Source organism: Acinetobacter sp. KS-LM10, from assembly GCF_036896575.1.
GTDB lineage: Bacteria > Pseudomonadota > Gammaproteobacteria > Pseudomonadales > Moraxellaceae > Acinetobacter > Acinetobacter avistercoris.
In genome coordinates this window covers 661,675-684,832 of sequence record NZ_CP145906.1, presented here as the reverse complement: position 1 = coordinate 684,832, position 23,158 = coordinate 661,675, and the positions used below count along the sequence as shown (strand labels likewise).

Genomic DNA, 23,158 nt, shown 5'->3' with positions numbered 1-23,158 from the left:
AAATGGATGGCTTTTGATTTAGTACAATATTTTGCTGAGCAGATCAAGATTCAAAAGCCTCAGCTTCTTCGCCATTACCCCTCTGAAGAGCGTTGTGAGCATTTAAATGAAATCAATACCTTAAGTTTAGGTAAATTGATTAGTTTATGGCGTCAAGATGAAGATAAAATTTATCAAGAAATTCATTCTCAAGATCAACTTTATATTCAAGATCTTGCTAGACACCTGACCACGTCAAAACATAATCAGTCGACACTCACAAAAGCTGAACTTGAAGCAACCACCAGTGAAATTCTCACATTGCAGATCAATGAGCTCAAACAGCTTGATGTTACAGGTCAATATAAAGCGCATGGCATGCGTGAGTTGCTACTTGGACAGATTGAGCATCTATCTGGCAATGCTAAAGATTGGGTTTGGTCAACAAACGAGCTAACTGAGTTGATTGGCTCTCAACCTGTCGAGCAAGAAGAGCTATCATTAGACCAAACGATGAAGGAATTTAATCACATGGTCAACAATCAACACGCAGATACTCATGAAGTGGCTGAACCTGTCGCTCTTCCTGTTCCAACATGGTCAAAGCTTGTAGAACCTGCTGTTGCAGTTTTTTTCCTTGCACTGTTGTATTGCGCCTTACAAAGTGTATTTGCTTAATTTTGCTAAATCCAAAAAAAAGCGACCTCATGGTCGCTTTTTTTTATCTTGTTCGTTCCTTATATATTTAAAATCGTATTTAAAGATCAACATTCAATAAAATTTGACGTTTTTTTACTTGTTGTCCAACCTGACCTACAATTTCACCGACAACTCCATCTACATCAGATTTAATCTGCTGCTGAATCTTCATTGCCTCTAAAATAAGTAAAGTCTGTCCTTTGCTGACTGTATCACCCACATTCACGACCACATTGATAATAGATCCATCCATCGGCGCACGAATTTTACCATCACCCATTACTTCCGCAGTTTCAGGTGGTAAGTAAGTAATATTTTCAACACTCACATTACCGTTGGCTGTGTCTAAATACACTTGATCATCCACAAGTACATAACTGACTTTACGGCGCACACCGTTGATCATATATATCAGCTGTTCAGTATTTTGTTCAACAATATCGATCGTTTGGCTTTCACCACAAATTTCAACGGTAACTTTTAATGCATCCCGTTTCACAATCAATTCCAGTTTTTGATCATCGTAGCGAAGTTTAAGTGGTAAGGATAATGCAATTCCTGTGTTCCAACTACTTTGCATGGATGCACTCGAAAACAGTGCGGCTATGATGGCCAAACTTTCAAGCGTTAGGCTTTGTTTATTTAAACTGACATCATTTTGGAAGTGTTCTTGAATAAATGCAGTATTGGTATCCCCTGCTACAACCACAGGATGACGTAGTAAATTCACTAAGAACTCTTTATTACTATTCACACCTAATAGCACACTCTCTTCAACAGCCGCCGCTAAAATACGAATCGCATCATTACGGTTTTCACCATAGGCAATCACTTTTGCAACCATAGGATCATAAAAAGGACTGATTTCGCCTTGGGCTAACATGCCATGGTCAATACGGACATTGGCAGACTCAACAGGTTTCCAACGTAAAATTTTTCCAGTTTGTGGTAAAAAATCTAGGCGTGGATCTTCTGCATATAATCGGACCTCAATCGCATGTCCTTTCAGCGTCAACTCGGATTGTTGTAATGGCAACTTCTCACCATTGGCAACTCTCAATTGCCACTCTACCAAATCAAGCCCAGTAATCATTTCTGTGACTGGATGCTCTACTTGAAGTCGAGTATTCATCTCTAAGAAGTAAAATTCACCCGATGCATCAAGTAAAAATTCAACCGTTCCTGCTCCAACGTAATCACATGATTTAGCAGCCGCAACAGCTGCCTCACCCATACGTTGACGCAAATCTGGTGTCATCACTGGGCATGGCGCTTCTTCCACAACTTTTTGATGTCGTCGCTGAATCGAACAATCGCGTTCGAATAGATAGACATAATTGCCATGCGTATCACCGAAAACCTGTATCTCGACATGACGAGGTGCAATCACTGCTTTTTCTATAATCAACTCCCCCGATCCAAAAGCATTTTCAGCTTCAGAACGGGCTGTATTGAGTGCTTCTAGCAATTCAGACTCTTGATGAACCAAACGCATTCCACGTCCGCCACCGCCTGCAGATGCTTTGACCATCAAAGGGAAGCCAACTTTACGTGCTTGCTCAGCAAGGAAATGAATATCTTGATTATCACCTTCATAACCAGGGACACAAGGTACACCCGCTTGAATCATGGCAATTTTAGATAGACGTTTACTGCCCATCAGCTCAATCGCATGTGCCGTCGGGCCGATAAAAGTAATGCCATTTTCAATACACGCTTGTGCAAAATCCGTATTTTCTGACAAGAAGCCATAGCCTGGATGCACGGCATTTGCACCCGTCTTTTTACAGGCTTCAATAATATTGGAAATCGATAAATAGGATTCAGATACTTTTGAAGCGCCGATATATACCGCTTCATCTGCCACTTGAACATGACGGGCATGTTGGTCTGCATCTGAATATACTGCAACTGTTTTGTACCCCATTGCTTTTGCAGTTTGCATTACCCGCACAGCAATTTCACCACGATTTGCCACTAAAACTTTAGAAAACGCCATATCATCACCACTATTCTTATCTGACCGCCTTTATTCAAGGAGGTGATCTCATTCTTTATATTGGGTTAGGCAATAGAGTCCAGCCTCTATTCATCTGCCCAAGTCGGTTTTCTTTTTTGGATAAAGGCCATGGTTCCTTCCATACCTTCCGCACTATTGACTGCATCTGCGAATTGAACCGCGGCATCATCCAATAACGTCGTTAAGGCTTCTTGAGTTGATGCACGATGTAACAAAGCTTTGGTTGCCCGTGATGCCAGTGGTGCAGTGCGTTTAATTTGCTCAAGTGTGGTTTCAATCATTTGTTCAAGCGCCATGCTCGTATCCGCAACTTCATGTACAACACCGAATTGCAGGGCTTTGTCACCACTGAAACGACCACCTAGAAGTGCAAGACGACGTGCTTGGGTTAAACCGACACGCTTCACCACAAAAGGTGCAATTTGAGCGGGTAAAATTCCAAGCCCTGTTTCAGGCAAACCAAATTGAGCATCTGCAAGACTGATGGCAATATCAGAAACACAAGCCAATCCAAAACCACCGCCCAGAACTGCCCCTTCTAAAATCGCCACCACTGTTTGTGGCGCTTGATCAACCATTTCAATCATGGCACCAAATTGACGATTAAAGTCGATGTAAGGCTTGTTATTGCCCACATTCATGGCTTCCGCACGAATGCCAGCCATATCTTTAATATCCCCGCCTGCGCAAAAATGACGACCATGACCGCGGAAAACAACCGCACGAACTGAGTGATCATCTGCAATTGCTTTAAAGACATTCATAATCGATTTGACCATCTTTAAGCTCATGGCATTACGACTGTCTGGTCGGTTCAACCAAATTTTCAAAATTGAGCCGTGTTGCTCTAACTGGATACTGTCATCTTCCAAGATGCTATTGAGTGGATGTGAATAAGACATAATCGATCTCCTTATTTACGTTTACCCGGTAGGGTATCCATGAGTTTGCAAATAATGCCCAGCATGATCTCATCTGCACCGCCACCGATTGACACCAAACGACCATCACGGAAGAATTGTGCCGCAGGGTTGTCGGCCATAAAGCCATTTCCACCCCAGAATTGTAGACAGCTATCTGCGACTTCACGCGTTAAGCGACCTGCTTTGAGTTTCGCCATAGATGCGATTTGTGTGACATCTTCGCCTTGAATATGTAAGTCACATGCACGGTAATTCAATGCTTTAAGCGCTTCTACTTCAGTCATCAGCTCTGCAAAACGGAAATGAATATATTGATTATTGATCAGAGGTTGGCCAAACGTGGTGCGCTCTCTCGTATATTGAATCGTCTTTTCAATACAATTCAACATTCCGCCCATGGCATTTGCGGCACCCCACATCCGCTCCTCTTGGAATTGCAGCATCTGCATCATAAAGCCCATGCCTTCAGTACCCACCAAGTTACGTTGTGGCACTCGAACATTATCAAAGAACACTTGTGCAGTCGTACTTGAGCGCATTCCCAGTTTATCTAAAGGTTCAGAAAAACTAATGCCTGGTGTTTTTGCTGGAACAATAATCATCGATTTATTAAAGTGCGGCTTACCATCAGATGTATTTGCCAATAAACAAAAGAAATCAGCTTGGAGTGAATTGGTGATCCACATTTTATGACCATTGATGATGTAGTCATCACCATCTTTTACTGCCGTGGTTTTGAGTGCTGCAACGTCAGAACCCGCTTGAACTTCAGAAACTGCGATCGAAGCAACATATTCACCCGTGATCGCAGGGGTTAAAAATTCATCACGAAGTTCTTTACTACCAAAGCGTGCAATCGCTGGTGTTGCCATATCCGTTTGCACACCCATTGCCAGTGGTACACCACCACAGTTAATCCGACCAAGTTCTTCAGCAACAACTAAATTGTATGAATAATCTAAACCAAGTCCCCCATTTTCTTCAGGCTTACAAATTCCAAGTAGGCCTAAGTCACCCATTTTTTTGAAGACTTCATGAATCGGGAACTGACCAGCAACTTCCCATTCAGCTGTAAATGGATTGATTTCAGTTTCGATAAATTGACGTGTTGTACGACGTAGTGCTTCATGCTCTGCTGTAAATTTCATTTTTCATTCCCTAAATTTTAATTTTGCTTGTCTGTTAAATTCGTATTTCCGCCTAACCTATCTTGAATAAAGAGAGGAGCTTCTCAGCATTTTCTGACCTTTTAGAAGCGTATTAGGAATGGTTCATCTTAAAAACGTGAAACACCAAATCGCGTTGAATTCAAGTCACGATTTTCCGACTCATAAATCGTTTCTAGCAAAAAGATCAGTACTTTACGTGTATCCCGCGGATCAATAATACCGTCATCATGCAACATGGCTGTATTGAACAAAGCCGTCGATTGAGATTCCAATTTCACTGCCGTACTTTGTTCTAAGAAATCCAACATTTGTTCATTGGGTTCCATCCCTGATGCGCGTTGTTTACTTTCCGCAACGATACGAAGCACCTTACCTGCTTGTGCTGAACCCATCACGGCAACATGTGAATTTGGCCATGCAAAAATAAAGTCTGGACCCAGTGGACGACCACACATGGCATAGTTACCTGCACCATATGAACCATGCGCAATAATTGAAATTTTCGGCACAGTACAGTTGGCAACGGCTTGAATCAGTTTTGATCCGTGCTTGATAATGCCATTTTGCTCTGCATCCGTTCCCACCATAAAGCCTGTGGTGTTATGTAAGAATAAAAGAGGACGACGTGTTTGTTCACAAAGATGAATAAACTGCGCGGCTTTGGCTGCACCTTGAGGGGTAATAGGACCATTATTGGTAATGATACCGATATGAAGACCACCAATTTTTGACCAACCACACACTGTATGCGCGTCATATTCAGACTTAAACTCAAAGAAATCAGAATCATCGACTAAGCGTGCGATAATTTCTTTCATATCTAAAGGTTGTTTTGGATCTGCTGGAATAATGCCCAACAACTCCTCAGCGTCATAACGTGGTTCTTTATAATCCACATTTAATTTTTTCGTTTGTTCCTTCCAATTTAAATGTCCACAAATTTCACGCGCAATACGAATACCATCCGCATCATTTTCTGCCAAAAATTCTGCTGTACCTGCCACTTGTGCATGCATTTCTGCACCACCTAACTCTTCAGCAGTCGCGACTTCACCTGTAGCAGCAAGCAATAGTGGTGGTCCTGCAAGTAGCATTTCTGTTTGCTTACGTACTGTAATCACATAATCAGATAAACCCGGCTGATAAGCACCACCTGCGGTTGCGTTACCATGTACCACTGAAATTTGAGGAATACCTTGTGCAGACATTCGCGCCTGATTGGCAAATGTCGTTCCGCCTGCAGTAAATACTTCGGCAGCATAGTTTAGATTCGCACCCCCACTTTCTGCCAAAGTCACGATAGGCAATTTTTGTTTCATGGCGATCTGTTGTAAGCGCAAGGTTTTATGCACACCCATAGGTGCCATCGTGCCGCCTTTGATGGCACTATTACTGGCGGTCACTAAACTACGCACACCATTAATAAAACCAATTCCAGCAATAATTCCACCACCAGCATCCGAACCATCTTTATCATCATGCATGTTGTAGCCCACCAGACCACACAACTCTACAAATGGAGAGTCTGCATCGAGTAACAAGCGGACGCGCTCATAGGGTAAAATTTTCCCTTTTTTTTCAAATTTGGCTTTGGCCGCATAAGACTTATCAACACCTTTTTGTTGAACTGCACGTACTTCTTCTAGCTGTGCCAGTAAAGATGCTTTATTGGTTTCAAATATTTCACTGCCTACGGCAACTTCAGATTGGAGTATCGGCATGACTTCTCTCCTTAAGATTGATTATTTCTTTTTTTAATAACATCAGGAATAAATGCGCGGTGAAAGCCGTTATAAGACTCACTGTTTTTCGCATCTGATAATGGATACATCCGTGTACCTTGTGATGCTGCCCCATCTATTCTTAAGGTTACACCCGATACAAATCCAGCAGCTTCAGAGAGTAAATAGACGATCGCAGAGGATACTTCTGACTCAGTTCCCATACGTTGAACAGGAACATTATTCGATAAACTTGGAATAATAACTTCTGCAAAAACGCCCGAATAAGTGTCCATTCCTGATGATAAAATCCACCCCGGTGCAACTGCATTGACACGTACTCCAGACTTACCCCATTCCACAGATGCAGTTTTGGTGAGATTATCAACACCTGAACGTGCTGCCCCTGAATGTCCCATACCTGGCATACCGCCCCACATATCAGCAGTCATATTAACGATGCTACCGCCATTTTTTTCCATCCACTGGTTGTAAGCTTCACGCATTAAAAAGAAAGTTGCATGCAGGTTATTGCGAATTACTGCATCAAAACCATTGGCAGAAATACTTTCTAATGTCGCAGGAAATTGACCGCCTGCATTATTCACCAAGCCATCAATTCTGCCGAACTTTTCAATCACTTCAGCAATCATGTCTTTGACTTGTTGTTCTTCACGGTTATCACATACGATGATGTGAACTTTGCCGCCATCTTCCGTAATTTCATTCTGGACATGTTCAAGTTTTTCAATCTTACGACCGGTAATCACCACTTGTGCACCCAGTGCTGCAAGTTCGTGTGCGGTACAACGTCCAATCCCTGAACCGCCGCCAGTCACAATCACGACTTTTTCAGCAAATGCATCGGGTCTAAATATCGAGCGATAACTCATCCTGATCTTCTTCCTTTATTTATTCATGCTTATTTTTTACAATTTTTTTCATTCAATCTTTTTAAACATTTTGCTGCGACATCATTGATTTAATAGTGATGCAGGTACTTTTACTGGCATATCTAGGAGTTGTTGAGCAAAGGCCTTACCTTGTGGATCAATGCGTAGACTTGCGATACCACCCCCGCCTAATGCATCGATGAGTAAGAAATTCAGTGCATTAAAACCAGGAATTTCATAACGTTGAACTCGGTTCACTTGATCTTCTGTATCATCTTCCTTAAGGTCGTCAAATACATGTTTCATATATTCAGCTACATTCGCTTCAGTCAATGAAGCGCGGATCCAAGGCAAGAATTCTGCTTTACGGGCTACGACACCAATATTGCTGTAATTGCCTTTATCACCACTACGAGCATGCGCAACCTTGACCAAAGGAACTTCAATCTCATCACCATTAAACTGAGCCACTTCACCCGCTGGCAGTGTTTGCGTACTCAGATTTGAACCTGTTGGTATTTCAACTTTATGACGCTGACCATTGAAATCAACTTCTACATTTAAAGTCGACTTATCCACCAAGAATGAGAAAAGTTTAATCACTGGTGATGGTTTAGGACGACCACCCACTATGCCCGTCAGTGCGGGTGCCATACCCGTAGATGCTTGTGCAATTTCAGATGCAAAGAACATACATGCTTCTTTAAACATGTGTTTAACTGCAATTTTAACCACAACCTCACGATTTCCATGAATACGACGGTTGGCCCCATACGTTGTCTCAGTCCCTAAAATTTCGACAGACTTTTCACTAAAAGGAGGGACTGACCTCAACGCAAGGACACGCTCTACTTTGGTTAAAATGGCGTTAGACACAGCCAAGGCTTTTTCTTCAGCATCTTGACCAGCCAGTAAGAAGCTCACCAAAACGCGGTTTCCATCTGGAAAAGTCGTGCTTACTTTATATTGCGCAGTCGGTGCACTACCTAAAGCGCCAGATACTTTGACACGATGTTCCCCGACTTGCTCCAATTTAACTTGGCTAAAATCAGCAGTAACATCAGGGAGTAAATACGCTTGTGGATGACCAATTTCATAGACGATTTGTTCTGCGACAGTCCCAATTGAAACTAGTCCACCCGTGCCCGCAGGTTTCGTGACAATGAAGGAACCATCAGCATTGACTTCAACAATTGGGAATCCCATGTTGTCAAAACCTTCAACCAAACGCCAATCGGTAAAATTCCCACCCGTACATTGTGCACCGCACTCAATCACATGACCTGCGAGTGACCCCTGAGAAAGCTTGTCATAATCATCGAGAGACCATTTATATTCATGAAGTAATGGCCCGAGCACTACAGCCGAATCGACAACACGTCCTGTAATCACGATATCCGCACCAAGATCTAAAGCATCACGAATTGCCACAGCACCTAAGTAAGCATTACTACTTGCCACATGTGCAGGTAAGTCCTCACCACTAAACATTTCCTTAATATTCTGTTTTTGTAGATGCGCGTGTTGATCCAATAAGTCGTCGCCCAAAACTACAGCCACCTTCAAATCAAGTCCTGCATCTTCAATTACTTTTTGTAAAGCATCACGACATGCCAATGGATTCACACCACCAGCATTACTCACCACTTTAATTTTTTTATCAGCGATTTTTTTAATTAAAGGCGTCATAACACGACTTACAAAATCAAGTGCATAGCCATGAGAAGGCTCTTTCATTTTAGCTTTTGCCATAATCGACATGGTGATTTCTGATAAATAATCAAAAACTAAATAATTAATATCAGACATATGCACCATCTGAAATGCAGCAGTATTGGTATCTCCCCAGAAACCAGATGCACAGCCAATTTTTACGACTTTTTGATCATCCTGAATATTTGTCATTTGCCTTCTCATTATTCTGTATAGAATTTATACTCAATTTACCAAGCAAGCGCTTGGTTTGTAAAGTGCAAAATGTTATTATTCTTGGCAAATGTGCTTAAATTAAATTTTTACTAGATACCAAAAAGATTTAAATGCAGACGCCACAAGCCTTCTACACTTTTAAGCAGGATAAAATAATAAAATGATCGCTTCTTCAATTGAACAAATTCAACCGATTGCATGTTTTGATGACAGTGCAAAAGGCCGCCTTCTTCTTGGGGCAGCCTATTTATTTCATAAACAAGGTTATGCAAAAACCACCGTGAGAGAGTTAGCTCAATTTATTGGTATTCAATCGGGTAGCTTATTTCATCATTTCAAAACCAAAGATGATATTTTGGCAAATGTGATGGAACAAACGATCATTTACAATAATATCTGTATGCAACATGCGATTGCGAAATCTGATCAGCCAGAGCAACAACTTAAAGAATTAATAAAAGCTGAACTTGAAGCAATTTCTGGTGATACAGGTTCTGCCATGGCTGTGTTAGTTTACGAATGGTTTGCCCTTTCTCCTGAAAATCAGAAAAAACTCCTCAAATTGAGAAATGACTATGAAGGCATTTGGCTCAAGGTCATTCAAAATTTACATGATCAAGGAAAAATTAAGCATGATCCTTTTATTTGGCGTCGTCTGATTGGTGGTTCTATTGCTTGGACTGTGACTTGGTTTAATCCAGAAGGCAAAGTTTCATTGGATGAACTCACGAATATTGTTTGGGATATGACCATGAATCCCGCTTCAAAGATTGAATAAAAAATAGGTGACTAAGAAAGCCACCTATTCATTACATCAATTTTATTACAGTGATTAGAAACCCAGTTGGCGACTCGCCAAATCTTTCATAATTTCTTCCGCGCCACCACCAATCATATTCACTTTGACTTCACGGTAAATACGTTCAGATTTCATTCCGCGCATAAAACCCATACCACCTAAAGTTTGAACTGCTGCATCAGCACAGAACTGCATAGTTTGTGTTGCCACATTTTTCAACATACAAATTTGTGCAATCATTTCATTCCCTTGAAGCTCAGGACGTCCCATCTTATAAGCAGTATCTTCAAGTAAAGCTCGCGTCGTTTGTAGGCGTGTCGCCATATCGACCAATTTATGACGAACTACTTGATGATCGACCAAACGCTTACCAAATGTTTTACGCTGCTGCGCCCAATCTAGAGCCTCTTCATAACATACTTGCGCATAACCATAACTACTCGCAGCTAAAAAGAAACGCTCCATATTGAAGTTATTCATGATCACGAAAAAGCCCATATTTTCAGGTCCAATCAAATTACCGACTGGCACTTTTACTTGATCAAAATGTAGATGTGCAGTATCAGATGCCCACCAGCCCATTTTATCAAGCTTGGTTTTGGTGATGCCTGGTGTATGCGCATCAATCAGTAACATTGAAATACCATTCGGACCTTTTCCCTCAGGATCAGTTCGTACAGCAACAGTATAATAATCTGCTCGAATTCCTGAGGTGATAAAGGTTTTTTCACCTGTTACCAAGTAGTAATCGCCTTCCTTTACCGCTTTTGTTTGTAGGGCTGCTACATCTGAACCACCACCTGGCTCAGTAATCGCTAAAGCTGAAATTTTCTCACCGGATAAAATTTCTGGTAAAACACGGTCTTTAACTTCATCACTTGCAAAACTATGAATGGGAGGTGCACCGATCATATGGGACAACAATGATGCCACCAAGCCACCCGATGCGGCCTTTGCCAACTCGACACAACCCAGTAAAGTATAAAATGCATCTGTTTCTAATGTACCGCCGTATTTCTCATCAAAACCCGCTGCCATTAATCCAACTTCGGCCGCTTTTTTATAAAGTTCTCTAGGAAAGGTTTCCGCTTCGTCCCATTCATTTACAAAAGGTGTAATTTCTTTTTCTACAAATTTTTTCACAGCATTAGCAAAAGCAAAATGCTCTTCTGTGTAATAAATTGGATTATATTGCATCAAATTCTTCCCTAATAGTTTGATATTTCATCTATTTTATACTGACAGTTATTGCTGTTTTTTTAATTGCAAGAATCATCAATTTTTTGGCATAAATAAACAAAAGAAATATCATTGAATGATTTTCTTATCAAAAGGTGCCATAAAATAATTTATTTAATATATTCATTTCCTGAATTGATAAATTTATTATTTTTCTAATTTTAAATGTGTATTAATAAATGGATCAAAATAAGCTAAGTGCTTTTATCAATTTCTTTTTATCTTTAAATTAAACAACGAAATCTATAGATCAGCAGATTCTTTTCTTTCTATTTCTTTTTTCCTTTTCTTTTCTTTTCTTTAAATCGCGCATAAAAAAACACCCCCAACTCTCATAGCAACGCTATTTGGGTTGGGGGTGTTTTAGAATTAATGAGCTGGCGATGACTTACTCTCACATGGGTAACCCCACACTACCATCAGCGCGAAGAGGTTTCACTTCTGAGTTCGGGAAGGGATCAGGTGGTTCACTCTTGCTATTGTCGCCAGCACAACTGTTTATGGATACTTGCATTGGTCTTATTTAGATGCCAAAGCTTTCTACCAAAAGAGTTATTAACAGAACTATATTTGAGTTGCAGTTTAAGGACTAGCTTTCACTAAATCAAGGTTTTTGTATCAATTAGATCAACAACACCAACTGTTTGGGTGTTGTATAGTCAAGCCTCACGAGTAATTAGTATTGGTCAGCTTCACATATCACTATGCTTCCACATCCAACCTATCAACGTTGTAGTCTTCAACGGCTCTTTAGAGGACATATAGTCCTAGGGAAATCTAATCTTGAGGTAGGCTTCCCGCTTAGATGCTTTCAGCGGTTATCCCTTCCGAACATAGCTACCCGGCGATGCGACTGGCGTCACAACCGGTACACCAGAGGTTCGTCCACTCTGGTCCTCTCGTACTAGGAGCAGATCCTCTCAAATTTCCAACGCCCACGGTAGATAGGGACCGAACTGTCTCACGACGTTCTAAACCCAGCTCGCGTACCTCTTTAAATGGCGAACAGCCATACCCTTGGGACCTGCTTCAGCCCCAGGATGAGATGAGCCGACATCGAGGTGCCAAACACCGCCGTCGATATGAACTCTTGGGCGGTATCAGCCTGTTATCCCCAGAGTACCTTTTATCCGTTGAGCGATGGCCCTTCCATACAGAACCACCGGATCACTAAGACCTACTTTCGTACCTGCTCGACTTGTGGGTCTCGCAGTTAAGCGCGCTTTTGCCTTTATACTCTACGCGTGATTTCCGACCACGCTGAGCGCACCTTCGTACTCCTCCGTTACTCTTTAGGAGGAGACCGCCCCAGTCAAACTACCCACCAGACATGGTCCTCGCTCCAGATAATGGAGCAGAGTTAGAACCTCAATATTACCAGGGTGGTATTTCAAGATTGGCTCCATCGCAACTAGCGTCGCGACTTCAAAGCCTCCCACCTATCCTACACAAGTAAGATCAAAGTTCAATGTCAAGCTGCAGTAAAGGTTCACGGGGTCTTTCCGTCTAGCCGCGGGTACACCGCATCTTCACGGCGAATTCGATTTCACTGAGTCTCTGCTGGAGACAGCGCCCCCATCATTATGCCATTCGTGCAGGTCGGAACTTACCCGACAAGGAATTTCGCTACCTTAGGACCGTTATAGTTACGGCCGCCGTTTACTGGGGCTTCGATCAAGAGCTTCGCTTACGCTAACCCCATCAATTAACCTTCCAGCACCGGGCAGGCATCACACCCTATACGTCCACTTTCGTGTTTGCAGAGTGCTATGTTTTTAATAAACAGTTGCAGGGGCCTGGTTTCTGTGGCTGTCAACCGCTCAAACCGCAAGGGTTATCACCGTCGACAGCGTACCTTCTCCCGAAGTTACGGTACCATTTTGCCTAGTTCCTTCAGCAGAGTTCTCTCAAGCGCTTTGGTCTACTCGACCTGACCACCTGTGTCGGTTTCGGGTACGATTCCTGTGTAACTGAAGCTTAGAGACTTTTCCTGGAAGTATGGTATCAGCCACTTCGCTAGTAAACTAGCTTGCTATCAGCTCTCAGCATAGAGCACCCCGGATTTGCCTAAGATGCATGCCTACAACCTTTCACCTGGACAACCAACGCCAGGCTGACTTAACCTTCTCCGTCCTCTCATCGCATTACACAGAAGTATTGGAATATTAACCAATTTCCCATCGACTACGCCTCTCGGCCTCGCCTTAGGGGTCGACTCACCCAGCCCCGATTAACGTTGGACTGGAACCCTTGGTCTTTCAGCGAACGAGTTTTTCACTCGTTTTGTCGTTACTCACGTCAGCATTCGCACTTCTGATACCTCCAGCAGACTTCTCAATCCACCTTCATCGGCTTACAGAACGCTCCCCTACCACTTGCAATAAATTGCAAATCCGCAGCTTCGGCATATAGTTTTAGCCCCGTTACATCTTCCGCGCAGGCCGACTCGACTAGTGAGCTATTACGCTTTCTTTAAAGGATGGCTGCTTCTAAGCCAACCTCCTAGCTGTCTATGCCTTCCCACATCGTTTCCCACTTAACTATAATTTTGGGGCCTTAGCTGGCGGTCTGGATTGTTTTCCTCTTGACTACGGACGTTAGCACCCGCAGTCTGTCTCCCGGATAGTACTCATTGGTATTCGGAGTTTGCATCGGTTTGGTAAGTCGGGATGACCCCCTAGCCGAAACAGTGCTCTACCCCCAATGGTATTCGTCCGAGGCGCTACCTAAATAGCTTTCGGGGAGAACCAGCTATCACCAGGCTTGATTAGCCTTTCACCCCTATCCACAAGTCATCCCCTGGCTTTTCAACGACAGTGGGTTCGGTCCTCCAGTTAGTGTTACCCAACCTTCAACCTGCTCATGGATAGATCGCCTGGTTTCGGGTCTACACCCAGCAACTAAACGCCCTATTAAGACTCGATTTCTCTACGGCTCCCCTATTCGGTTAACCTTGCTACTGAATGTAAGTCGCTGACCCATTATACAAAAGGTACGCAGTCACCGGACTCAATGCCGGCTCCCACTGCTTGTATGCATGCGGTTTCAGGATCTATTTCACTCCCCTCACAGGGGTTCTTTTCGCCTTTCCCTCACGGTACTGGTTCACTATCGGTCAGTCAGGAGTATTTAGCCTTGGAGGATGGTCCCCCCATATTCAGACAAGGTTTCACGTGCCCCGCCCTACTCGACATCATCATATAAGCCCTTTCGTGTACAGGACTATCACCCACTACGGTTGCACTTCCCAGAGCATTCCACTAGAACTTATATGACTTAATGGGCTTTTCCCCGTTCGCTCGCCGCTACTAAGGGAATCTCAATTGATTTCTTTTCCTAAGGGTACTGAGATGTTTCACTTCCCCTCGTTCGCCTTGCATGACTATGTATTCATCATGCAATACCTACCTTATGGTAAGTGGGTTTCCCCATTCAGAAATCTCCGGATCACAGGATATTTGCCGCCTCCCCGGAGCTTATCGCAGGCTATTACGTCTTTCATCGCCTCTGACTGCCAAGGCATCCACCACATGCACTTAATTACTTGACTATACAACCCCAAACAGTCGATTGTTCTTACAAGCAGAACATTCAACATTACAGTTTGACGCACTGTGAATTTAATCACCGTACAGCTTCAATCTAATTCATATACCAAAACGCTTGATTCAGTTAATCGCTAGTTTCTCAACATTCTATCTCAATACAAACATGTCACTTGCGTGTCACATTTAAATGTCAATTTAATGTTGAGCCTTAAACAATTTATTTCAACTCAAATATATTCTGTTAATGATTTTTCTAGCCTTCGTCAGGTCTAGAAACTGTGATAAATCACAGAACTTAATAAACTCAAACCAATCAATGGTTGATATTCACTAAGTTCTATAATTTCTCAGCTTATTCACTTAAAGTGAATGGTGGAGACTAACGGAGTCGAACCGTTGACCTCCTGCGTGCAAAGCAGGCGCTCTACCAACTAAGCTAAGTCCCCAGCTTATCATATAGATCGATGTATCTTTTTATCTGTAAAGTTCGCAGAGTGGTGGGTCTGACAAGACTTGAACTTGTGACCCCACGCTTATCAAGCGTGTGCTCTAACCAACTGAGCTACAGACCCTCAGATACATCTTCATGAAGAACAACTTGTTGTGGATTCTTACCGATCGTCAATCTTTCGTTAAGGAGGTGATCCAGCCGCAGGTTCCCCTACGGCTACCTTGTTACGACTTCACCCCAGTCATCGGCCACACCGTGGTAAGCGTCCTCCTTGCGGTTAGACTACCTACTTCTGGTGCAACAAACTCCCATGGTGTGACGGGCGGTGTGTACAAGGCCCGGGAACGTATTCACCGCGGCATTCTGATCCGCGATTACTAGCGATTCCGACTTCATGGAGTCGAGTTGCAGACTCCAATCCGGACTACGATCGGCTTTTTGAGATTAGCATCCTATCGCTAGGTAGCAACCCTTTGTACCGACCATTGTAGCACGTGTGTAGCCCTGGTCGTAAGGGCCATGATGACTTGACGTCGTCCCCGCCTTCCTCCAGTTTGTCACTGGCAGTATCCTTAAAGTTCCCGGCTTAACCCGCTGGCAAATAAGGAAAAGGGTTGCGCTCGTTGCGGGACTTAACCCAACATCTCACGACACGAGCTGACGACAGCCATGCAGCACCTGTATCAGAGTTCCCGAAGGCACCAATCCATCTCTGGAAAGTTCTCTGTATGTCAAGACCAGGTAAGGTTCTTCGCGTTGCATCGAATTAAACCACATGCTCCACCGCTTGTGCGGGCCCCCGTCAATTCATTTGAGTTTTAGTCTTGCGACCGTACTCCCCAGGCGGTCTACTTATCGCGTTAGCTGCGCCACTAAAGTCTCAAAGACCCCAACGGCTAGTAGACATCGTTTACGGCATGGACTACCAGGGTATCTAATCCTGTTTGCTCCCCATGCTTTCGTACCTCAGTGTCAGTATTAGGCCAGATGGCTGCCTTCGCCATCGGTATTCCTCCAGATCTCTACGCATTTCACCGCTACACCTGGAATTCTACCATCCTCTCCCATACTCTAGCCAACCAGTATCGAATGCAATTCCTAAGTTAAGCTCAGGGATTTCACATTTGACTTAATTGGCCACCTACGCACGCTTTACGCCCAGTAAATCCGATTAACGCTCGCACCCTCTGTATTACCGCGGCTGCTGGCACAGAGTTAGCCGGTGCTTATTCTGCGAGTAACGTCCACTATCTCAGAGTATTAATCTAAGTAGCCTCCTCCTCGCTTAAAGTGCTTTACAACCAAAAGGCCTTCTTCACACACGCGGCATGGCTGGATCAGGGTTCCCCCCATTGTCCAATATTCCCCACTGCTGCCTCCCGTAGGAGTCTGGGCCGTGTCTCAGTCCCAGTGTGGCGGATCATCCTCTCAGACCCGCTACAGATCGTCGCCTTGGTAGGCCTTTACCCCACCAACTAGCTAATCCGACTTAGGCTCATCCATTAACGCAAGGTCCGAAGATCCCCTGCTTTCCCCCGTAGGGCGTATGCGGTATTAGCAGTCGTTTCCAACTGTTGTCCCCCATTAATGGGCAGATTCCTAAGTATTACTCACCCGTCCGCCGCTAGGTCAAGTAGCAAGCTACTTTTCCCCGCTCGACTTGCATGTGTTAAGCCTGCCGCCAGCGTTCAATCTGAGCCATGATCAAACTCTTCAGTTTAATATTGCTTAGTGCCTTAAAGGGCACCAATCTTGGCTCATCAATTTTCTGACAAATATTTCTCAAATAAACTTCGAGTAATTTCTACCATCAATCAATGAAAATAATTTCGATCAATCAACCAGTAAAAATCCACACAAGTTGTTCTTCATAATCTCTTAATGATCTTCTTGCTGATTCGTCACCAGCAAGCTAGGTCGGCTATACTACTCTCTTTCAGAGAATAGTCAACAGGTTTTGTTCATTAATTTTAAACTCCTTCAAAACATTAAAGATTTAAACCTTTCAGCTAAATCCTTGTTTCTCAACAAGTTTTAATCAACATCACCGCCGATGGATGTGCATTCTACAGCATTTTCTTCACCACACAACCCCTTTTTTTATTTATTTCTCAAAAATACGCTTAACTGTTTATTTTTTCTTCAAAATAGGCGCTTTTTCTCTTTTAATAGACAACATTTGAGTAACTTTAGACACGATTTGAGCAATTTTAGGCTAATACATCTTGATAAAGACCTGTTAGAATGTTTTCAGGCGATCTCAACAAATAAAATCTACATTATTTTTAATTTCTAGGAACCTCTATGCATTGCTCTCCTCTTTTATGGGCAAGTGTGCTCACTTTCGGGTTGACTCAAACTGCTTTAGCACAAGATTCATCAACTACTGATTCTGTTGCACCGACTGTTGCCAATAGTAGTGCCGCTTCTGCTCATGCAACCGATAGCTCTGAATCCACCACTAAACATAAATATACTTTTGCAAATCATCCACGCATAGAATCATTAAAAGAATTAAAAAATATTAAAATAGATGATTTGAAAGTAAATGCCACAGCAGCACAATCAGATAAAGTGAAAGATCCGCTTCAACCCTTAAACCGCCAGATTTATGAACTAAACGACGTCCTTGATCGAAATGTCGTACGTCCTTTGGCAGTTCAATACACAGAAAAAGTACCCAATGAAGTTCGCGGTTCTTCTAGACAGTTCCGCAAAAATCTGGGCGAACCGTGGAATGCTGTAAATCAAATTGCTCAAGGTAAATTTAGCCGTGCTGCAAAAACATTAGGTCGCTTTACTATTAATACAGTAACTAGTCTTGGCTTTGCAGATCCAGCACGTCGCTTAGGCTTAAACACTGAGGATGAGTCTTTCGGTACAACACTAGGCTATTATGGTGTTCCTTCTGGACCTTATATAATGCTTCCGTTTATGGGGCCGAGCACTTTCCGTGATGGTCTAGGCATGATTGTCGACAGCCAAACACGTCCGCAAAAATACATTTTAGATGGCCATGATCGTCTTTACTATTCAGAGCAATTCTTGAGAGGCGTTGATGCCCGCTCTCAACTCTTAGATGTAGATGAAGTTTTACAGGGCGATAAATATGCAGCACTTCGCGATATTTATTTACAACGTAAAAACTTTGAGATCGCACAGAAAAAAGGCGGTGAGCAAAGTGCCGATCTTTTTATCGATGATATTGCAGATGAAGATTTTACTGAAAACGATGCTCCTAAAAATAATTCCACCAAATAATCGATAGATTTCAAAAAATAGAAATCTCAATGTGTTGATTTTTTTCTATGAATAATGAGGGAATTCGCCATGTGTTCCCTCTCAACACTTGGATAAGCATTGTACTTGGTCTAAGATAAGCCTAACCCTTTATCCATCGGATCATTTCTCAATTCTATGTATTTCATTCAGCCCACGCGTACCATAGCCAATTTAGAGCAAGTTCTAGATCAGCTTCCGAGTCTGCAAATGATTAATATAGAAGATATACATTTATATGATCCGACGATTATCGCCATTGCAGACGTTAATGATTTTTTAGAATATAAATGGTCTTTACCGACTATTGTAATTGCGCATGAACATGAAGGCGCAGAACTTTCTCGTGCTTGGGGAAAAGGCGCTTTAGCTGGATGGTTATGGTCTCATCTTCCAGAAACGCCAGAAAAGTCTCTAGCAAAAATTGATGCGCAATATAAGCGCAATCAAGACAGTCGTGATCTACCTTCAGCTGCTGAACTGCAAAAAAAACTTTTACCTAATCCTATCGAATTACAGAATTATAAAGTCGAAACCTTATTTCAACCTTCAGCTTATTTGTCTGGAGATTGGTATGATTATTGGAAAATCAGTGATAAAGAAGTTATTTTTTATCTCGCTGATGTTTCTGGGCATGGCGTTACAAGCTCTTTACTCACGTCATGGATGGCTGCATTCCACGGTCGCTCTAAAACACCTCGCGAGTTATTAAAGAAACTCAATGGAATGCTGGTCCAAGAGAATATTGAAAAACATATCACCATGATCGCGGGTGTGCTTAATCTAGAAACCCATCAATTAAAATGGGCAAGTGCTGGGCATTATCCTCCCGCGATTATCTTTGAACCCAATCAACCGCCGATCATTTTAAACACCAGCAGTTTCCCACTGGGACTCACCGCTGACTTCGATATAGAAGAGCAAGAGTGCGTATTAAATCGACAGGCTCGTTTTATCATTTGCTCCGATGGTGCACTTGAACCTTTTGATGGTGGATTGAATGAACAATTCACACAATTGGTCTTCCACTTGCAAAATCAATCATTCGAAGCCCCTGAACACGTTGCAGATGACATCGCAATCCTTAGCTTCATCAGAATGAATTAAGTTTATAATCAATACCCTATCAACTATTACTCATGAGCACGGCATCCCCCCTCTTGAGTATAAAGTTGCGCTATGGGATAATTTTATTATTCTTTTCTGCAAATGGCATTTATATGTCAACAGGTCATGTTGAATATGCAAGCTTAGATGGCACGCATATCTTCAAACTTATTGGTGAAGTACGAGCCCAGTCTTGTATTAGTTTAGACAAACTTCTGTCTCGAATTGAGCAACAAAGTAACGTCATTGGCGCAATTGTTGATTTAACTCAAACCACATTTATAGACAGTACTGTTTTAGGTATTTTGGCAAAGCTAGGTTTAAAACTGAAGCAAATCCATAATATCCAAGCGGTCATGTTATCAACCAATCCAGATATTACGACGCTTGCCAACAGTATGGGACTGGGGCAGGTTTTTGTCATCCTTAACTATTGTGGTGACCCGAACGTTTGCACACGTGAATTACTCGATGACCACATCACTCATAATGCCATGCTCTCTACGGTTTTAGATGCGCATAAGACATTAATGAAATTGAATCAGAACAATCAAAATATGTTTGAGCCGCTTGTAAAACAGCTTGAACAGCAACAAGATACAATGGATCACAGTATCTAAATAAAACACTTATAAATATCAGGATAGCGCCATGGCTTTAGTTTCTATCGCTCAAATGAACTCACAAAATGATATTGAAGAAAACTTCAATACCATTGAATCATTCGTTATAGAAAGCAAAGCTCAGGGCGCTTCGCTTATTGTATTTCCTGAAAATTTTGTCTGCTTTGCTGCGGGTAAACAACGTGAAACAGCGGAACGCTTTGAAGAAATTCAAAATCGTCTAGAAACCTTAGCTTTTAATCATCAAATTTGGATCGTTGCAGGTACTTTACCCTGCCCATATCGTCCAGATGGCATCATCGTACCTGATGGCCGGGTTCGTACCACAAGTTTGTGTATTAGCCCTGAAAAAACAGAAGCGCGTTATGACAAAATCCATTTGTTCGATGTACAGGTTGGTGATGGTGTCGGTGGGTATCAAGAGTCGTTAAATTTTGAACCTGGTTCCGAAGTTGTTGTGGCAAAGACACCTTTTGGTCATATTGGTTTGATGGTCTGCTATGACTTACGTTTTCCTGAACTGGCTTTAAAATTAAGACAACAGGGCGCCAATATATTGACTGCACCCTCTGCATTTACGTATACAACAGGCCAAACGCATTGGCAATTGCTGCTGCAAGCTCGCGCAATGGATAGTCAGTGTCAGGTTTTAGGTGCAGCACAACAAGGCTGGCATGGCACTAAACGTCAAACATGGGGACACTCTGGTGCAACCAATAGTCGTGGGCAATTGCTCAACATGGTCAATGCTGAAGGCGCTCAACTGATTACGGTTGCTTTTGATTTAGATGAACAAACCAAAATTCGTGAATCGATGCCTTTGATGCAACATCGCAAATTAATCACACTTTAACTTTGCATATTCAACCCAATACATAAATACTCTCGAATTTACAATTTCACTGAATATTTATGTATAAAAATCAGCCACGATCTAAGTTCGTCAAGATAACTAGGATTGTGTCATGTCTTTAGAAAAAATCGCATATACCGCTCAAGCAAAAGCCACAGGGGGACGTGATGGCCGAGCGACTTCCTCTGATCAAATTTTAGATGTTCAACTTGCAGTTCCAAAAGAAATGGGCGGACCAGGGGGTGGTACAAATCCTGAACAACTTTTTGCAGCAGGATATTCAGCTTGTTTTTTAGGTGCGATGAAGTTTGTTGCAAACCGAGATAAATTGAATATTTCTAAAGATGCTTTTATAGAAGGTGAAGTCAGTATTGGGCCTATTCCAACGGGTTTTGGCTTGGCTGTTCAATTGAATATTCATTTAGAAGGTCTTGAAAAAGATGAAGCGCAAAAGTTAGTTGATGCCGCTCATATTGTTTGTCCATACTCTAATGCAACCCGTGGCAATATAGATGTGACGCTGAATGTGATTGTTTGATTTTTCATATCTTCTGTTTATTGGTATTCACATATTCACTGAATCGATAAAAAGAGCTGATATGTTTCTGCATATCAGCTCTTTTTTCTGTAAGAATAATAAATTTAAATTTCTGATAAGAGATAAATGTAAAGTGATTACTTGAAATACCCTTTATGTGTATTTAGCATAACGTGTATTGTATTAATTTAACTTTAAACATTGGGATCCATTAATTAAATCTGGATTATTTTTTAAAATATTAAGGTATTCGCTCTGCAACATGAAAGTTTTATTCAAAGTTGTATTATATCGTTTGGCTAGCTCTTTCCTTTCCAATTTACTTTGATATTTTTTCAAAAATTTATTAATAATACACATTGAATCAATAGCATCTCCTGATACTAATCTATAACTTGTAATCTCTTTTTGGTAATCCAAACTACCCATATCATAACTATTAAAAAGTGATTCCATTTCACCCAAAGCATATAGATACAAATGATCATTAATTTCAGAAGTTTTCTCTGCCTTCTTATATGCAGCTCGATATACAAAGCTTGCAGATTCTAAACTGCTTGAAATAGCCATGATTTTAGTTTGTACTATTTGTTTATCTAACTCATTTTCATAAATCGCATCTTTTTTAGCATTAGAGCAAGAAGAAAGAAAAATAGAACAAATTAATAGAGGGAAGATTTTTTTCATTAATAGTATGTTCCATCAAATTTTTCAAATTCTTCTTTTCTGGGAGTTTTATACCCTTCTGAAATAGCGAAATTATATGCCTGTTTGTTCCATTTTTTTCCAAAAATCATTGTATACAACTTTTCACTAATCATAAAAGGACCACCATTTTTTAGAGTTTGACCAGCTTTACCTACATATTCTGCTTTTGAGAACATACCATAACCAGCTGGTGTAAGCTGAATAATATCTTCTTTATTTCTATAATGTGCAGCAACTCGAATTTTAAAGGTATCTTGTAATAACTCAGTGGCTGCTATTAACGCTTTGTCTTTACTAACCCTAACAATATATGTGGCAAATTTAAGATACATCATTGTGTGGAAATATTCAGTGTAAATAAATCCTGGTGTATCTTTTTCAATTTGTCTTAAATCAAACTCTAAACCAAATCTTAAAGCCATATCATATTCGAAGGGTTGTCGTCTCTTTATATGATCCCAAAGATGCTGCGGAATACAAAATGTATAAGGTACTATCTGCTTTACTTTAATCAAGTTTTGCCAACCTTCACACGCTGTAAGAAAGCCATCATCAGCTCTGCACATGTTGACTGTACCTTTCAAGTCAATTCGTTCTGCTGCTTGAGCTTGAATAGGAGTTTTATCGTAATTGCTGTGATATATTAAACGACCAGTATCGCTCATTTTTTTTCCTACTAT

16 protein-coding genes, 2 tRNA genes and 3 rRNA genes are annotated in these 23,158 nt (G+C 41.8%); 7 read left to right on the top strand and 14 right to left on the bottom strand.

The window, feature by feature from the left end; genetic code table 11:
- Window positions 1–6: 6 nt before the first annotated feature.
- Window positions 7–657: a hypothetical protein gene (locus V5M36_RS03080; protein WP_338561907.1), complete on the top strand. Its 651-nt coding sequence runs from the start codon at window positions 7–9 to the stop codon at window positions 655–657.
- A gap of 79 nt (window positions 658–736) precedes the next feature.
- On the opposite strand, the gene V5M36_RS03075 is transcribed toward V5M36_RS03080, so the two are convergent.
- The 6 genes from V5M36_RS03075 to V5M36_RS03050 form a co-directional block, all read right to left on the bottom strand.
- The gene (locus tag V5M36_RS03075; RefSeq protein ID WP_338561904.1) at window positions 737–2,677 is read right to left on the bottom strand and encodes an acetyl/propionyl/methylcrotonyl-CoA carboxylase subunit alpha; all 1,941 of its coding nucleotides are present in this window, start codon (window positions 2,675–2,677) and stop codon (window positions 737–739) included.
- Between the two features lie 86 nt (window positions 2,678–2,763).
- Entirely contained in the window at window positions 2,764–3,600 is an 837-nt protein-coding gene (locus tag V5M36_RS03070) for an enoyl-CoA hydratase/isomerase family protein (protein WP_338561902.1), read from the bottom strand.
- Window positions 3,601–3,611: 11 nt separating this feature from the next.
- Entirely contained in the window at window positions 3,612–4,769 is a 1,158-nt protein-coding gene (locus V5M36_RS03065) for an acyl-CoA dehydrogenase family protein (protein WP_338561900.1), read from the bottom strand.
- A 128-nt stretch (window positions 4,770–4,897) separates the two neighbouring features.
- Window positions 4,898–6,511: an acyl-CoA carboxylase subunit beta gene (locus tag V5M36_RS03060; RefSeq protein ID WP_338561898.1), complete on the bottom strand. Its 1,614-nt coding sequence runs from the start codon at window positions 6,509–6,511 to the stop codon at window positions 4,898–4,900.
- Between the two features lie 11 nt (window positions 6,512–6,522).
- Entirely contained in the window at window positions 6,523–7,404 is an 882-nt protein-coding gene (locus V5M36_RS03055; RefSeq protein WP_338561896.1) for an SDR family oxidoreductase, read from the bottom strand.
- Between the two features lie 81 nt (window positions 7,405–7,485).
- Window positions 7,486–9,309: an acyclic terpene utilization AtuA family protein gene (locus tag V5M36_RS03050; RefSeq protein WP_338561894.1), complete on the bottom strand. Its 1,824-nt coding sequence runs from the start codon at window positions 9,307–9,309 to the stop codon at window positions 7,486–7,488.
- Window positions 9,310–9,493: 184 nt separating this feature from the next.
- On the opposite strand from V5M36_RS03050, the gene V5M36_RS03045 reads away from it, so the two are divergent.
- Entirely contained in the window at window positions 9,494–10,111 is a 618-nt protein-coding gene (locus V5M36_RS03045; protein WP_338561892.1) for a TetR/AcrR family transcriptional regulator, read from the top strand.
- Between the two features lie 54 nt (window positions 10,112–10,165).
- Here V5M36_RS03045 and V5M36_RS03040 read toward each other — a convergent pair whose 3' ends face one another.
- The 6 genes from V5M36_RS03040 to V5M36_RS03015 all read right to left on the bottom strand — a co-directional run bounded on the left by V5M36_RS03040 (window position 10,166) and on the right by V5M36_RS03015 (window position 17,090).
- The gene (locus V5M36_RS03040; RefSeq protein ID WP_338561890.1) at window positions 10,166–11,329 is read right to left on the bottom strand and encodes an acyl-CoA dehydrogenase family protein; all 1,164 of its coding nucleotides are present in this window, start codon (window positions 11,327–11,329) and stop codon (window positions 10,166–10,168) included.
- A gap of 417 nt (window positions 11,330–11,746) precedes the next feature.
- Window positions 11,747–11,861 (bottom strand): 5S ribosomal RNA (rrf, locus tag V5M36_RS03035).
- A gap of 165 nt (window positions 11,862–12,026) precedes the next feature.
- A 23S ribosomal RNA gene (locus V5M36_RS03030) occupies window positions 12,027–14,921 on the bottom strand.
- A gap of 368 nt (window positions 14,922–15,289) precedes the next feature.
- Window positions 15,290–15,365 (bottom strand) — tRNA-Ala (locus tag V5M36_RS03025).
- 49 nt (window positions 15,366–15,414) lie between these two features.
- Window positions 15,415–15,491, bottom strand: a tRNA-Ile gene (locus V5M36_RS03020).
- A 61-nt stretch (window positions 15,492–15,552) separates the two neighbouring features.
- Window positions 15,553–17,090, bottom strand: a 16S ribosomal RNA gene (locus tag V5M36_RS03015).
- Together the 16S, 23S and 5S rRNA genes with 2 tRNA genes alongside form the textbook arrangement of a ribosomal RNA operon.
- Before the next feature lie 584 nt (window positions 17,091–17,674).
- Between V5M36_RS03015 and V5M36_RS03010 the strand changes: the two genes are divergently transcribed.
- The 5 genes from V5M36_RS03010 to V5M36_RS02990 all read left to right on the top strand — a co-directional run bounded on the left by V5M36_RS03010 (window position 17,675) and on the right by V5M36_RS02990 (window position 21,770).
- Window positions 17,675–18,631 (top strand): MlaA family lipoprotein, encoded by a 957-nt coding sequence (locus V5M36_RS03010; RefSeq protein WP_338561888.1) that lies wholly within the window; start codon window positions 17,675–17,677, stop codon window positions 18,629–18,631.
- A gap of 156 nt (window positions 18,632–18,787) precedes the next feature.
- Window positions 18,788–19,756: an RsbU family protein phosphatase GigA gene (gigA, locus tag V5M36_RS03005; protein ID WP_338561886.1), complete on the top strand. Its 969-nt coding sequence runs from the start codon at window positions 18,788–18,790 to the stop codon at window positions 19,754–19,756.
- A gap of 113 nt (window positions 19,757–19,869) precedes the next feature.
- Entirely contained in the window at window positions 19,870–20,376 is a 507-nt protein-coding gene (gene gigB / locus V5M36_RS03000) for an anti-anti-sigma factor GigB (RefSeq protein WP_338561884.1), read from the top strand.
- 31 nt (window positions 20,377–20,407) lie between these two features.
- Complete coding sequence (locus tag V5M36_RS02995) at window positions 20,408–21,232, top strand: carbon-nitrogen hydrolase family protein (protein ID WP_338561881.1); 825 nt, start codon at window positions 20,408–20,410, stop codon at window positions 21,230–21,232.
- Between the two features lie 112 nt (window positions 21,233–21,344).
- The gene (locus V5M36_RS02990; RefSeq protein ID WP_338561879.1) at window positions 21,345–21,770 is read left to right on the top strand and encodes an organic hydroperoxide resistance protein; all 426 of its coding nucleotides are present in this window, start codon (window positions 21,345–21,347) and stop codon (window positions 21,768–21,770) included.
- Between the two features lie 183 nt (window positions 21,771–21,953).
- On the opposite strand, the gene V5M36_RS02985 is transcribed toward V5M36_RS02990, so the two are convergent.
- Complete coding sequence (locus V5M36_RS02985) at window positions 21,954–22,457, bottom strand: hypothetical protein (RefSeq protein WP_338561877.1); 504 nt, start codon at window positions 22,455–22,457, stop codon at window positions 21,954–21,956.
- Window positions 22,457–23,143, bottom strand: coding sequence for a hypothetical protein (locus V5M36_RS02980; RefSeq protein WP_338561875.1), 687 nt, complete (start codon window positions 23,141–23,143; stop codon window positions 22,457–22,459). Before V5M36_RS02980 ends, V5M36_RS02985 begins: the two co-directional genes overlap by 1 nt.
- Between the last annotated feature and the right edge of the window lie 15 nt (window positions 23,144–23,158).

What these genes read in the sequence shown, in the direction of transcription:
- V5M36_RS03080 (WP_338561907.1), top strand. Translation starts at nt 7, where the DNA reads ATGGCTTTTGATTTAGTACAATATTTTGCTGAGCAGATCAAGATTCAA.
- V5M36_RS03075 (WP_338561904.1), bottom strand. Translation starts at nt 2,677, where the DNA reads ATGGCGTTTTCTAAAGTTTTAGTGGCAAATCGTGGTGAAATTGCTGTG.
- V5M36_RS03070 (WP_338561902.1), bottom strand. Translation starts at nt 3,600, where the DNA reads ATGTCTTATTCACATCCACTCAATAGCATCTTGGAAGATGACAGTATC.
- V5M36_RS03065 (WP_338561900.1), bottom strand. Translation starts at nt 4,769, where the DNA reads ATGAAATTTACAGCAGAGCATGAAGCACTACGTCGTACAACACGTCAA.
- V5M36_RS03060 (WP_338561898.1), bottom strand. Translation starts at nt 6,511, where the DNA reads ATGCCGATACTCCAATCTGAAGTTGCCGTAGGCAGTGAAATATTTGAA.
- V5M36_RS03055 (WP_338561896.1), bottom strand. Translation starts at nt 7,404, where the DNA reads ATGAGTTATCGCTCGATATTTAGACCCGATGCATTTGCTGAAAAAGTC.
- V5M36_RS03050 (WP_338561894.1), bottom strand. Translation starts at nt 9,309, where the DNA reads ATGACAAATATTCAGGATGATCAAAAAGTCGTAAAAATTGGCTGTGCA.
- V5M36_RS03045 (WP_338561892.1), top strand. Translation starts at nt 9,494, where the DNA reads ATGATCGCTTCTTCAATTGAACAAATTCAACCGATTGCATGTTTTGAT.
- V5M36_RS03040 (WP_338561890.1), bottom strand. Translation starts at nt 11,329, where the DNA reads ATGCAATATAATCCAATTTATTACACAGAAGAGCATTTTGCTTTTGCT.
- V5M36_RS03010 (WP_338561888.1), top strand. Translation starts at nt 17,675, where the DNA reads ATGCATTGCTCTCCTCTTTTATGGGCAAGTGTGCTCACTTTCGGGTTG.
- gigA (WP_338561886.1), top strand. Translation starts at nt 18,788, where the DNA reads ATGTATTTCATTCAGCCCACGCGTACCATAGCCAATTTAGAGCAAGTT.
- gigB (WP_338561884.1), top strand. Translation starts at nt 19,870, where the DNA reads ATGTCAACAGGTCATGTTGAATATGCAAGCTTAGATGGCACGCATATC.
- V5M36_RS02995 (WP_338561881.1), top strand. Translation starts at nt 20,408, where the DNA reads ATGGCTTTAGTTTCTATCGCTCAAATGAACTCACAAAATGATATTGAA.
- V5M36_RS02990 (WP_338561879.1), top strand. Translation starts at nt 21,345, where the DNA reads ATGTCTTTAGAAAAAATCGCATATACCGCTCAAGCAAAAGCCACAGGG.
- V5M36_RS02985 (WP_338561877.1), bottom strand. Translation starts at nt 22,457, where the DNA reads ATGAAAAAAATCTTCCCTCTATTAATTTGTTCTATTTTTCTTTCTTCT.
- V5M36_RS02980 (WP_338561875.1), bottom strand. Translation starts at nt 23,143, where the DNA reads ATGAGCGATACTGGTCGTTTAATATATCACAGCAATTACGATAAAACT.